Here is a 14,009-nt window from a genome sequence, read left to right on the forward strand (position 1 = left end):
AGAATTGGATTAACTCTCTTTAAGAGATTTTCTTATTTCTTTTGCCTTTTCGGTTGCCACGACATTTCTTTCAATCTTATGACCTGGTCTGCTCCATTTTTGACCTGCTTCAGCTTCCATGAGAGATTTTCTAATTTTGAATTTCCCAGTATCATCCTTTTTCTTTTCAGTAGGAATCAATCCTAAAAGAGAAAACATTTCTGAATCTTTATCTTCACCTGGATTTGGCGTCGTCAATAATTTTTCTCCTGCAAAAATTGAAGAGGCTCCGGCCATAAAACACAAAGCCTGGCCTTCAGTACTCATCTCCGTTCTACCGGCAGATAATCTTACTGTAGTCTTAGGCATAACGATACGGGTTGTTGCAATCATTCTGATCACGTCCCAAACAGGAACTATATTTTGTTCTTCAAGTGGCGTCCCTTCTACCGCAACTAAGGCATTAATAGGTACTGATTCTGGTTGAGGATCTAATTTAGAAAGACTTAATAACATGCCTGCTCTATCCTCTATTTTTTCACCCATTCCAATGATGCCACCAGAACAAACTTTTAAAGCACTCTTTCTGACATTATTCAACGTTTCCAATCGATCTTCATAACCCCTGGTTGAGATTACTTCCTTATAGTACTCTTCTGATGTATCTAAATTATGATTATAATAATGTAAGCCCGCTTCAGCAAGACGTGTTGCCTGACTTTCAGTAACCATACCTAAAGTACAACAGACTTCCATGTTTAGCTCGCTGATTCCGCTTACCATTTTTAAGACGCTCTCAAAATCTTCTCCTTCTTTTACATTTCTCCAGGCAGCACCCATACAAACACGAGAAGATCCATTATCCTTTGCTCTTTTAGCCAAATTTAGAACCGTTTCGTAAGGCAATAGGTCATTTTTATCAATCTGAGTATGATATCTGGCAGCTTGAGGACAATAACCGCAATCTTCAGGACATCCACCCGTTTTGATTGAAATCAAGGTGCTCACCTGTACTTTCGAAGGATCGTGAAACTCACGATGTACCTGAGCCGCCTCAAAGATGAGTTCCATCAATGGCTTATTATATATATCTATTATTTCTTGTTTGGAATAGCTTCTCATCTCGTTTATTTAAAAATTCAAAAATACGGAAACCTTATCTATTAACCTCAGCTCAATCTAAAGAAAGTAATACACTTACTGCATTTCCGCCAAAACCAACCGCATTCACCAAGACCTTCCTGATCTGCTTCGGCTTCTTCTTAAAACTGCCAAAAGGCACTTCTATAAATTGCTGGTGCTTCATCATCAAAATTGCCAGTTCTAAACTCATCCCTCCTGATGCACCAAGAGAATGGCCTATCATCCATTTATTGGAAGTAAGCGCCGGATGATCATTACCAAAGACAATTTTTATAGCATTGCATTCAGAACTATCCCCTTTGATAGTCCCGGGTGCGTGTGTAACAATGACATCAACTTGTTCTAATTCAATATCTTTTGTGGCCATCTTCATCGATTTCTGGAAACAATCCGCATTTGTTGAAATCGAGATATTGTGTTTTAATGGTTCTGTAGCATAGCCTATCCCCTCGATCATCGCCAAAGCATTTTTATGGCTGCCTTTTTCCAGGCAAAATACAGCCGCTGCTTCCCCAAGTACAAATGTATTTATGGTTTTTTCCATATCAAGACTAAGACAAGGGTATTCTGAATTCTGTCTTGCATAAATTTTTAGGGCTTTCATTTGGGCTATAGTAAAGGGCGTGTTTGATGCCTCGCTTCCGCCGGCCAGAAAACGATCACTCATGCCGCTCCCTATCCAGGCAATCCCGTTTAATATACCATGCAAAGCAGTTGAACAAGCTATAGAATGGCTAATTACCGGACCGTTACTTTGCAGGTCATGCCCAACCCAAGACGAAATATTTCCAAGGGTTGTGGTGGGTGAACTCAAGGTATTCACCAAACCTTTTTCATTGTCATTAAACTCTTTAAAGTATTTTTCAAATAAATGAGTGGCCCCTCTGGAGGAGCCAATATTTACACCAAACTCCTTTTGATGCCAGTCTGTATGAGCAAGCGCTTTCCTAGAAATATAAATCGCCATTAAGACTGAAGGGTCTAAATCTTTATAATTTTTAACAGCCTTCAACTGTTCAATCTCAGTCAGACAGGTTTCTGGAACGCCACTGACTAGGGCAGAGAATTTATCAAAAACGCTACAGCCAATCAAAGACTTCCCTTCGATATAACGCTTCCAGATTTGAGCTTCTGAGTCACCTAAAGCAGATACCGAAGCCATTGAAACTATGGAAATTCTTTCGTTCATATCAAATTATGTCTAAACATTTTTCAATCACCTCATATATCTTGTCAAGTTCACTATCAGTGATCACATAGGGAGGAAGCGTATAAACTGTATTACCAAGCGGCCTTAATACAACCCCTTCCTTCATAAAAAAAGCATATAATTGATCTCTTAATTTTCCGTACCTATCCATCTGAACATTGAGGTCTAAGGCAAATATAACGCCTCGTACACGGGTTGATTTTACTTTAGGGTTATTGCTAATATGGCGCTCAAATTTAAGATGGCGTTTGTTTATCCTTTGAATATTATTCTGAATTTCCTCTGAACACAAAAGATCTATTCCGGCTATAGCCGCCGTACAAGCCAATGGGTTTGCTGAATAGGTATGTCCATGAAAAAATCCCTTGCTGATCTCATCATCGTAAAAGGCATCATATACTTTTTGACTGCAGCATGTGAGCGCCATTGGAGCAACTCCTGCCGTTAGCGATTTGGATAAACAAATTAAATCAGGTTTTGCTTCCATGTATTCAGAAGCGAAATTCAGACCCGTTTTACCAAATCCTGTCATGACTTCATCTGCTATGGTTAGCACCTGTGCTTTTTGAGCTATACTTATGAGCTGATCTAAATGTTCCGGAGCGAACATGTGCATGGATGCTGCTCCTTGCACCAAAGGCTCATAAATGAAAGCTGCAACCTCACCCGTATCCAGTAAATTCTTAAATTCCTTGACAACTGATTCCCAATTCTGCTCATCTGGAACAGCTATTCTTTCAATACGCAGTAAAAAATCTTCAAAAGGACCATTATAAACTGACAGTCCTGATACTGACATAGCACCAAAAGTATCGCCGTGAAACGCATTGTGTAATGCAATTACTTTGTTGCGTTTTTCACCCTTGTTAAAATAATATTGTAAAGCTATTTTAATGGCAACATCTACTGAAGTAGAACCGTTGTCTGAAAAGAAAATTTTAGCCATATTGTCTGGTAAAATATCCATCAACTTTTCAGAAAGTTCAATTGCAGGAGGATGTGTAAATCCGCTGAACACAACCTGATCAAGTACTCCTAATTGTTGCTTTACTGCTGATATGATTTTTGGATTGCTATGCCCATACATACAGGTATACCAACTTGCAATTCCGTCTATATATTTATTTCCTTCATCATCAAATAACCAAACTCCTTCAGCTCTGACAATTGGCAAATGTTCGGGATGTAATTTATGCTGCGTCAATGGATGCCATAAATGCTTCCGGTCTCTTTGTTTCAGGTTCATTATAATGCCTCCAATCTTGGTTTAAACAACTTTGCGTACTTTTTGATTACAGTTTTATCAACAAGCGCTTCCTCATCAATTCTGCCAATTTCTTTTACCTTTCCCATCTTTTTTATAATGTCTTCAGTACTTGCATGGACTGCACCATTAAAAATAATACCGGCTACTTCAAGACCTTCAGCCCTTAATTGACTCAAGGTAAGCAGGGTATGATTGATACTCCCTAAATAATGTCTGGATACAACAATGACCTTATAATCATCCTTGATCATATCAAGTATGGTTTCTCTGTCATTCAACGGAACCAATAGGCCACCTGCTCCTTCAATTACAAGGTTATTATCTGTTTTCGGCTCTATAATTTGCTTAAGGTCTATTTTTACCCCATCAATTTCAGCTGAGGCATGAGGGCTCATTGGCGTCTTTAATGCATAGCTATGGCCGTGCATCACTGACCTTGAATTAGAGATTAACTCCTCTATAGAATGGGTATCACTATGCGATAGTTCTCCAGCCTGAACCGGCTTCCAGTAATCAGCTTGCAAAGCCTCCACAACTATTGCCGACACAACTGTTTTCCCTACGTCAGTACCTATTCCAGTAATGAAATATTTATTCATAAAACACTTAAAAAAATCTAGACAAAAGTACTCAATAAAAAAAGAATTTCTTGAATGTCTGCTGAAGTATTATGACTGTGAACACAAAATCTTATGCGTTCCTGACCTGCTGGAACTGTTGGGCTCAATATAGGTTTTACGTCAAAATTGTGTGCATTGAGTTGATGTGATATGCGCTTCACTTCTTCATTCGATGCAATTATTGCACTCTGGATAGGGCTGTTACTCTTTATAAAGAAATTTTCTAATTTATTCTTGACAATCATTGCTCTGAAATGCGCGACTTTCTCGGAAAGAACTGTTCTGTCTTTCGTAGATTTCAAAAACAACAGCGCATTTTTAATTGCCAACACATTGTGAACGGGCATAGCTGTTGTATAAATAAAAGATCTGGCAAAATTTATGAGAAACTGAATGAGTAAAGCATCACCAACTATGGCAGCACCATGGCAGCCAAGCGCTTTTCCGAATGTATAAATTCTGGCAAAGACAAAGGCTGATAAACCTAAATCATTAACCATTCCTTGCCCCTCTGATCCACAAACGCCTGTTGAATGTGCCTCATCTACAATCAGATTTAGATCATAAGCTTTTGAGATTTCAACTAATCCGTTTAAAGGTGCTGCATCCCCATCCATAGAATAAACGGATTCAACAACCAGATACCCTTGGGTACCTGTTCCCATTTTTTCAAGTTTTTGCCTTAAGTCATCAAGATCATTATGCTTAAACCTATAGGATTTCGCATTAGACAATCTGATTCCATCGCGTATGGAAGCATGTGAGCTTTCATCATAAAAAATACAATCACCTCTTTGGGGTACTGAAGAGAGCAATCCGATATTGGCATCATAACCTGAATTAAATAAGAGTGCTGCTTCTCCATTAAAAAATGAGGCCAGTTGCTTCTCTAAAGCTTCATGGAAATTAAAATTACCAGACAACAATCGAGATCCCGTACTGCCATTATTTGGAAAATATGAATCTAAATCTTCTTGTACCTGCTTAAAAATGATAGGATTCCTGGCAAAACCAAGGTAGTCATTCGACGAAAAATCGATCAGATCATTTTGGGGTGAGAGACTTCTTAAACTTCCATTCTCTTGGCGAGTGTCTAATTTGAATAACAAATTTGAAGGAAACTTCATAAGGCTAAAATAAAAAAAAACGGGTAATAACCCGTTTTAATCTTCTTTTAAGCTTGCCCCGTAGGCCCAAAATTCATGGGAATAGGCGGTTGCTCATAATCTTTAATCTCACCATTCTTAGCTTCGAAACGATTAATGTTTTCCGCTAAGGCCTTAGATAGCCTTTTTGCATGCTGAGGCGTTAATATAATTCTTGACTTTACCTTTGATTTAGGCGAGCCAGGCATTACGTTTATAAAATCTACTACAAATTCTGAAATAGAATGATTGATAATCGCAAGATTGGCATAAGTACCATCTGCTGTTTTCTCATCTATCTCAATATTTAACTGATTCTGTTTTGTTTCTTCTGACATTAGCTAAAAATTTATAAAAAAAGGCACGGTAAATCGTGCCTTTTAAATATTAACCTTCTATTTCATCTTTAGATCCAACGATTAGGTGATCGTATTCTCTCATTCCTGTACCTGCAGGGATTCTTTTACCTACGATTACATTTTCCTTCAATCCTTCTAAATAATCTTCTTTACCACTTACAGCAGCTTCATTCAATACTTTGGTTGTTTCCTGGAAGGACGCAGCCGAAATAAATGATTTCGTTTGAAGCGAAGCACGTGTGATACCTTGTAAAATAGGTTCTGCTGTTGCAGGGGTAGCATCACGAGCAACCATTAGATTTTTATCGTTTCTTCTTAAAATTGAATTTTCATCTCTTAATGCTCTGGCGGTAACAATTTGTCCTGCCTTCATATTTGTAGAATCACCTTCGTCTTCAACTACTTTAAGACCGTAAATGTTGTCATTCACACTCATAAAGTCATTTTTATGAACCAATTGGTTTTCTAAGAAAATTGTATCTCCAGAATCAATAACTTTAACTTTACGCATCATTTGTCTTACAACAACTTCAAAGTGCTTGTCATTAATTTTCACCCCTTGTAATCGGTAAACTTCCTGAATCTCATTTACCAAATATTCCTGAACCTTACCAGGTCCCATAATATTTAATATATCAGTTGGAGTTGTTGCACCGTCTGATAAAGACATTCCTGCTTTAACAAAGTCATTTTCCTGAACAAGGATCTGGTTAGATAATTTAACCAAGTATTTTTTAACATCGCCTAATTTAGACTCTACAATAATCTCTCTATTTCCTCTCTTGATTTTTCCAAAAGAAATTACACCATCGATCTCAGAAACAACTGCAGGGTTTGATGGATTTCTCGCTTCAAACAATTCAGTCACCCTTGGAAGACCACCTGTAATATCACCAGCTTTACCTGACTTACGTGGAATCTTCACTAAGATTTGACCCGGCTCAATTTTCTGTCCTTCTTCAATCAATAAGTGAGCACCTACTGGTAAAGAGTAAGAACGCTGTGTTTCTCCTTTTTTCGTTTGTACCATTAAAGTAGGAATCACTCGCTGCTTTTTGGCTTCAGAAATTACTTTTTCCTTAAATCCAGTTTGCTCATCCATCTCAACTTGGTAAGTAATCCCTTCAACTACATCCTCAAATACAGCTTTACCTCCAAACTCAGAAACAATCACCCCATTATATGGATCCCATTGACAAATCACATCACCTTTCTTGATTTTGGATTTAGCATCCACAAAAATGTGAGAACCGTAAGGAATATTATTTGTACTTAAAACAATACCTGTATTCTTATCAAAAATTTTGAATTCACTTGTTCTTGAAATTACAATTTTTACAGGATTCCCTTCATTATCTTTTCCATCAACAGTTTTAAGGTCATCAATCACCATATTTCCTCCATAGTTTGCAACCAAACGAGAATCTTCAGAAATGTTTCCTGCAATACCACCTACGTGGAAGGTTCTCAATGTTAACTGAGTACCAGGCTCTCCAATTGACTGAGCGGCTACAACACCTACAGCCTCACCTCTTTGAACCATATTATTAGTTGAAAGACTAACTCCGTAACATTTTGTACAGATTCCTTTCTTCGCTTCACAAGTAAGTGCTGAACGAACTTCAATAGCATCTAATTCAGCCACTTCAACTCTCTTTACAGCTTCTTCAGTAAATAAATCACCTGCATGAACTATAATCTCATCTGTCTTAGGGCTGTATACATCATGTAAAGAAACCCTACCGAAAATTCTTTCAGATAGCGATTCAACAATCTCATCATTATTCTTTAATGGAGTAACTTCTAAACCTCTAAGCGTTCCACAGTCTTCAATATTTATAATCACATCTTGTGCAACATCAACAAGTCTTCTAGTAAGATAACCCGCATCCGCCGTTTTCAAAGCCGTATCCGCCAAACCTTTTCTCGCACCGTGAGTAGAGATAAAGTATTCAAGAATTGATAAACCTTCCTTAAAGTTAGAAAGAATCGGATTCTCAATAATTTCACCACCACCTGCAGTAGATTTTTTCGGTTTCGCCATTAATCCACGCATACCTGTTAACTGTCTGATCTGCTCCTTAGAACCCCTTGCACCTGAATCAAGCATCATGTACACAGAGTTGAATCCTTGTTGGTCTTCTCTAAGACGTTTCATAGATAATTCAGTCAACCTGTTATTAGTAGAACCCCAGATATCAATTACCTGATTGTATCTTTCTTTATTGGTCAACATACCCATGTTATAACTAGACATGATTGAATCTACCTGCTTGTTAGCAGCATCAATCATACCCCATTTTTCCTCAGGAATAATGATATCACCCAAACTGAATGACAACCCACCCTGGAATGCAAACTTATATCCCATGTTCTTGATATCATCAAGAAATCTTCCTGTTGTAGGAACGTCGGTAACTTTTAATATATCTCCAATAATATCTCTTAAAGAACGCTTGGTCAATACATCATTGATATAACCTGCTTTTTCTGGCACAACTTCATTGAATAAAACCCTTCCAACAGTTGTTTTTATGATTTGTGTAGTTAATTCGCCATCCTCATTAAAATCTCTACCTCTCACCTTGATACCGGCGTTCAAATCAACTTTCTTTTCATTAAAAGCAATTTTCACTTCCTCTAAAGAGTAAAAAGTTGTCCCTTCACCTTTTACCTTAAAATCAGGTGTAGAAATACGTTCTTTGGTCATATAGTACAGACCTAAAACCATATCCTGTGATGGAACCGTAATAGGAGATCCATTTGCAGGGTTCAGAATGTTGTGAGAAGCAAGCATCAATAATTGTGCTTCTAAAATAGCTTCCTGACCTAAAGGAAGGTGAACCGCCATCTGGTCACCATCAAAATCCGCATTAAATGCAGTACAAACCAATGGGTGCAGTTGAATCGCTTTTCCTTCAATTAATTTAGGTTGGAAAGCCTGTATACCTAGTCTGTGCAAGGTAGGGGCCCTGTTCAATAATACAGGATGTCCTTTAAGAACATTTTCTAATATATCCCAAACTACAGGTTCTCTTTTATCTATAATTTTCTTTGCAGATTTTACTGTCTTTACAATCCCTCTTTCTATCAGTTTTCTGATGATAAAAGGCTTATAAAGCTCAGCTGCCATATCTTTTGGCAATCCACATTCGTATAATCTTAATTCAGGACCAACAACAATTACCGAACGTGCTGAATAATCCACACGCTTACCTAATAGGTTCTGACGGAATCGTCCTTGCTTTCCTTTAAGTGAATCTGAAAGTGATTTTAATGGTCTGTTAGATTCAGTTTTAACAGCAGACGATTTACGTGTGTTGTCAAACAATGAATCAACAGATTCCTGTAACATTCGCTTTTCATTTCTTAAGATCACCTCAGGTGCCTTAATTTCCATTAATCTTTTCAGACGATTGTTTCTGATAATTACCCTTCTGTAAAGGTCATTTAAATCAGATGTTGCAAACCTACCTCCATCTAAAGGAACTAAAGGTCTAAGTTCTGGCGGAATTACCGGAACAACCTTCATGATCATCCATTCTGGTTTGTTTTCTTTACGCGTATTTGCATCTCTGAAAGCTTCAACGACATTCAATCGTTTTAAGGCTTCCATTTTACGTTGTTTAGACGTTTCTGTATTTGCTTTATGTCTTAATTCATAAGATAAGGCATCAAGGTCAATTCTTGCTAGTAATTCAATCAAACACTCAGCACCCATTTTGGCGATGAATTTGTCAGGATCATTATCATCAAGATATTGATTTTCTTGAGGAAGCGTTTCTAATATGTTTAGATACTCTTCTTCAGTTAAGAAATCCATTTTTTGTAATGGTTCTCCTTCTTCACTCTTTGCAATACCTGGTTGGATCACTACGTATCTTTCGTAGTATATGATCATATCTAATTTCTTAGAAGGCAAACCTAACAGGTAACCCATTTTGTTTGGTAGTGATCTAAAATACCAGATATGTGCTACAGGAACAACAAGGTTGATATGACCAACTCTGTCTCTACGCACTTTTTTCTCTGTCACTTCAACACCACAACGGTCACAAATGATTCCCTTATATCTTATTCTTTTGTATTTTCCACATGCACACTCATAATCTTTGATAGGGCCAAAAATTCTTTCACAAAACAATCCATCTCTCTCTGGTTTGTGCGTACGGTAATTAATGGTTTCTGGCTTCAAAACTTCTCCTTTTGATTTCTCAAGGATGATTTCTGGAGAAGCCAAACCAATAGTAATTTTATTGAATTTTTTTACAGTGTATTTTTCTCTTTGTCTTGCCATGGTAATGGATAGAATTAAAATGTAAAAATTATATTGTAGTCCCGCCTAATAAAGGCGGGACATGGATTGCTATTTATTCTTCTAACTTAAGATCTAGACCTAGTCCTTTCAATTCGTGCATAAGTACGTTGAAAGATTCTGGTAATCCTGGTTCAGGCATTTTATCTCCTTTAACGATCGCTTCATAGGTCTTAGCCCTACCAAGTACGTCATCAGATTTAACCGTCAGGATCTCTCTTAAAGTAGATGAAGCTCCATAGGCCTCAAGAGCCCAAACTTCCATCTCACCAAATCTTTGTCCACCAAACTGAGCTTTACCACCTAATGGTTGCTGTGTGATCAATGAGTAAGGTCCGATAGAACGAGCATGCATCTTATCTTCAATCATGTGACCAAGCTTGATGATATAGATCACACCAACTGTTGCCGGTTGATCAAATCTTTCACCTGTTCCACCATCATATAAATAAGTATGACCGAAATCTGGAATACCTGCTTTTCTGGTAAGTGCAGTAATCTCATCAATATGAGCACCATCAAAAATTGGAGTTGCATATTTCTCGCCAAGATTTTGACCTGCCCATCCAAGAACAGTTTCATAAATCTGACCAATGTTCATCCTAGAAGGTACACCTAATGGATTCAATACAATATCAACTGGAGTTCCGTCTTCAAGGAAAGGCATATCTTCTTGTCTTACGATACGGGCAACAATACCCTTATTACCGTGACGACCCGCCATTTTATCACCAACTTTTAATTTACGCTTTTTAGCTATGTAAATTTTAGCTAATTTGATAATACCTTTAGGCAATTCATCCCCTACAGTAACCGCAAATTTCTTTCTTCTCAATGATCCTTGAAGATCACTTAATTTAATCTTGTAATTATGTATAAGTCTATTTACAAGATCGTTAAGTTCTTTATCTGTTGTCCAAACTCCTTTTGTTAAATGTTCAAAGTCAGCAACTGAATTCAACATTTTTAAAGTGAATTTTTTACCTTTAGGTAAAATTTCCTCACCAAGGTCATTCTGAACACCTTGAGATGTTTTACCATTGATCAAACCAAATAGTTTGTCAAGTAATACATTTCTTAGTTTATCATATTCTACAGAGAATTCAATTTCAAGACTACTTACTTCTTCTTTATCCTTAACTCTCTTCGCCTTATCCTTGATCGCTCTTTGGAACAATTTCTTATCAATCACAACACCTCTAAGTGACGGAGAAGCTTTTAATGAAGCATCTTTTACATCACCAGCATTATCACCGAAAATCGCTCTTAACAACTTCTCTTCAGGAGTTGGGTCTGATTCACCTTTTGGCGTAATCTTACCAATAAGAATATCTCCAGGTTTGATCTCAGCACCAATTCTGATCATACCATTTTCATCAAGATCTTTTGTTGCTTCTTCACTAACATTTGGAATGTCAGCAGTCAACTCTTCAGCTCCTAATTTGGTATCTCTTACATCTAGTGCATATTCATCAATATGAATAGAGGTGAAAATATCTTCACGTACTACTCTCTCAGATATTACAATTGCATCCTCAAAATTATATCCTTTCCAAGGCATGAAGGCAACCTTCATGTTTCTTCCTAAGGCAAGTTCTCCTTTTTCAGTTGCATATCCTTCAGAAAGAACCTGTCCTTTAACCACTTTATCTCCCTTACTTACGATTGGGTGAAGGTTAATTGAGGTTCCTTGATTCGTTTTTCTAAACTTGATCAATTCATAAATTCTAATATCACTATCAAAACTTACAATTCTATCATTTTCTGAACGTTCGTATTGAATTTCAATCTTGTCAGAATCTACGTAGATTACTTCTCCGTTTCCTTCAGCATTGATCAAAATTCTCGAATCTTTAGCGACTCTTCTCTCAAGACCAGTTCCAACGATAGGAGATTCAGGACGCATCAAAGGTACTGCCTGACGCATCATGTTAGATCCCATCAAAGCCCTGTTCGCATCATCGTGTTCCAAGAATGGAATTAATGACGCAGATATAGACGAAATCTGGTTAGGAGATACATCCATATAGTTGATCTCACTTACAGGTACAACCGGGAAATCTCCATCTTCTCTTGCTACTAACTTCTCAAGAACGATATTACCTTTATCATCTAAATCAAGATTCGATTGAGCAATTTTTCTTCCTTCTTCTTCCTCAGCACTCAAATAAATTGGTTCCTCAGTAGTATCAACATAACCATCCTTAACCTTACGGTAAGGTGTTTCAATAAATCCTAAATTATTCACTTTGGCATAAACTGCAAGTGAAGAAATCAAACCAATATTCGGTCCTTCAGGAGTTTCAATCGGACATAATCTACCATAGTGGGTAAAGTGAACATCACGAACCTCGAATCCTGCTCTTTCACGTGAAAGACCACCTGGCCCTAGGGCTGATAATCTACGTTTATGTGTAATCTCGGCAAGTGGATTCGTTTGATCCATAAACTGAGACAATTGATTCGTACCAAAGAAAGAATTAATCACTGATGATAAAGTCTTAGCATTGATCAAATCAATAGGTGTAAACACCTCATTATCACGCACATTCATTCTTTCACGAATGGTACGCGCCATTCTTGATAATCCTACCCCAAACTGACCTGCAAGCTGCTCTCCAACAGTTCTTACACGACGGTTTGACAAGTGATCAATATCATCTACTTCTGCTTTTGAATTCACCAAATTAATCAGATTCTTCACAATTGTGATGATATCCATTTTGGTCAATACCTTTTGTTCGATATCTACATCAAGACCTAATTTCTTATTCATTCTGTAACGACCTACTTCTCCAAGATTGTATCGTTGTTCAGAAAAGAACAGTTTATTGATAATACCTTTAGCCGTTTCATAATCTGGCGGCTCAGCATTACGCAATTGACGGTATATATGTTCAACAGCTTCTTTTTCAGAATTTGTTGGATCTTTTTGCAACGTGTTATGAATAATAGCATAATCACCTGCATCATTATCTAATTTGTGTAAAAGAATAGTTTTTGCACCTGACTCAATAATTTCATCAATATGCTCTTTTTCAAGGATAGTATCCCTGTCAAGTACGATTTCATTACGCTCAATAGATACAACCTCTCCGGTATCCTCATCAACGAAATCCTCAAACCAAGTCTTTAGAACTCTAGCTGCTAGTTTTCTTTCAAGCACCTTTTTCAGTCCACTTTTTGATACTTTAACCTCTTCTGCAAGGTCAAATATCTCCAGAATATCTTTATCTCTTTCAAAGCCAATTGCTCTAAATAAAGTAGTTACTGGTAATTTTTTCTTTCTATCAATATAGGCGAACATCACCTGATTGATATCTGTAGCAAATTCAATCCAAGAACCTTTAAAAGGAATTACTCTTGCTGAATATAGTTTTGTTCCGTTAGCGTGAAAAGATTGACCGAAAAATACACCCGGTGATCTATGTAATTGAGAAACAACTACTCTTTCTGCACCATTGATAACAAAAGTACCACTATGTGTCATGTAAGGAATAACCCCTAAATAAACATCTTGTACAATAGTTTCAAAATCTTCATGCTCAGGATCAGTACAATACAACTTTAAACGTGCTTTAAGAGGTACACTATAAGTTAGCCCTCTTTCTATACACTCTTGAATAGAATATCTTGGTGGATCAACAAAGTAATCTAGGAATTCTAAAACAAAATTATTTCTTGTATCGGTAATAGGAAAGTTTTCCATGAAGGTTTTATATAGACCTTCGTCACTTCTTTCATCAGATTTAGTTTCTAATTGAAAAAAGTCCTGGAATGATTTTATTTGAATATCAAGGAAATCTGGATATTCGGTTAACAATTTAGCTGATGCAAAGTTTACTCTTTGGGTTTTTTGTTTCGTTGCCAATGGAGATAAATTTAAATTAAATTATAAGAACGAATATATATGCAAAATGGTTTAGGTCTAAGCGGTATTACCCCAAAGACCTAAACCTCAATTGTTTAGT

General features: G+C 37.0%; 8 protein-coding genes. All 8 read right to left on the minus strand.

Features of this window, described 5'->3' with window-relative positions; genetic code table 11:
* Window positions 1-9 precede the first annotated feature (9 nt).
* The 8 genes from bioB to rpoB all read right to left on the minus strand — a co-directional run bounded on the left by bioB (window position 10) and on the right by rpoB (window position 13,909).
* Window positions 10-1,101, minus strand: coding sequence for a biotin synthase BioB (bioB, locus tag QWY87_RS07030; protein ID WP_290289799.1), 1,092 nt, complete (start codon window positions 1,099-1,101; stop codon window positions 10-12).
* A gap of 52 nt (window positions 1,102-1,153) precedes the next feature.
* Entirely contained in the window at window positions 1,154-2,311 is a 1,158-nt protein-coding gene (locus QWY87_RS07035) for a beta-ketoacyl synthase N-terminal-like domain-containing protein (protein WP_290289801.1), read from the minus strand.
* A 1-nt stretch (window position 2,312) separates the two neighbouring features.
* Window positions 2,313-3,578, minus strand: coding sequence for an adenosylmethionine--8-amino-7-oxononanoate transaminase (gene bioA / locus QWY87_RS07040; RefSeq protein WP_290289802.1), 1,266 nt, complete (start codon window positions 3,576-3,578; stop codon window positions 2,313-2,315).
* Window positions 3,578-4,198 (minus strand): dethiobiotin synthase, encoded by a 621-nt coding sequence (gene bioD / locus QWY87_RS07045; protein ID WP_290289803.1) that lies wholly within the window; start codon window positions 4,196-4,198, stop codon window positions 3,578-3,580. The genes bioA and bioD overlap by 1 nt, the downstream gene beginning before the upstream one ends.
* A gap of 17 nt (window positions 4,199-4,215) precedes the next feature.
* Complete coding sequence (locus QWY87_RS07050; RefSeq protein WP_290289804.1) at window positions 4,216-5,346, minus strand: aminotransferase class I/II-fold pyridoxal phosphate-dependent enzyme; 1,131 nt, start codon at window positions 5,344-5,346, stop codon at window positions 4,216-4,218.
* A gap of 47 nt (window positions 5,347-5,393) precedes the next feature.
* A complete protein-coding gene (locus QWY87_RS07055) occupies window positions 5,394-5,702 on the minus strand; it encodes a DUF3467 domain-containing protein (RefSeq protein WP_290289806.1) in 309 nt (102 codons plus the stop codon).
* Window positions 5,703-5,751: 49 nt separating this feature from the next.
* On the minus strand, window positions 5,752-10,020 hold the full coding sequence (gene rpoC / locus QWY87_RS07060) for a DNA-directed RNA polymerase subunit beta' (RefSeq protein WP_290289808.1): 4,269 nt from the start codon (window positions 10,018-10,020) through the stop codon (window positions 5,752-5,754).
* A 73-nt stretch (window positions 10,021-10,093) separates the two neighbouring features.
* On the minus strand, window positions 10,094-13,909 hold the full coding sequence (rpoB, locus tag QWY87_RS07065) for a DNA-directed RNA polymerase subunit beta (protein WP_290289810.1): 3,816 nt from the start codon (window positions 13,907-13,909) through the stop codon (window positions 10,094-10,096).
* Window positions 13,910-14,009 lie beyond the last annotated feature (100 nt).

The sequence above is a fragment of the Lutimonas halocynthiae genome (assembly GCF_030409835.1).
GTDB classification, from domain to species: domain Bacteria; phylum Bacteroidota; class Bacteroidia; order Flavobacteriales; family Flavobacteriaceae; genus Lutimonas; species Lutimonas halocynthiae.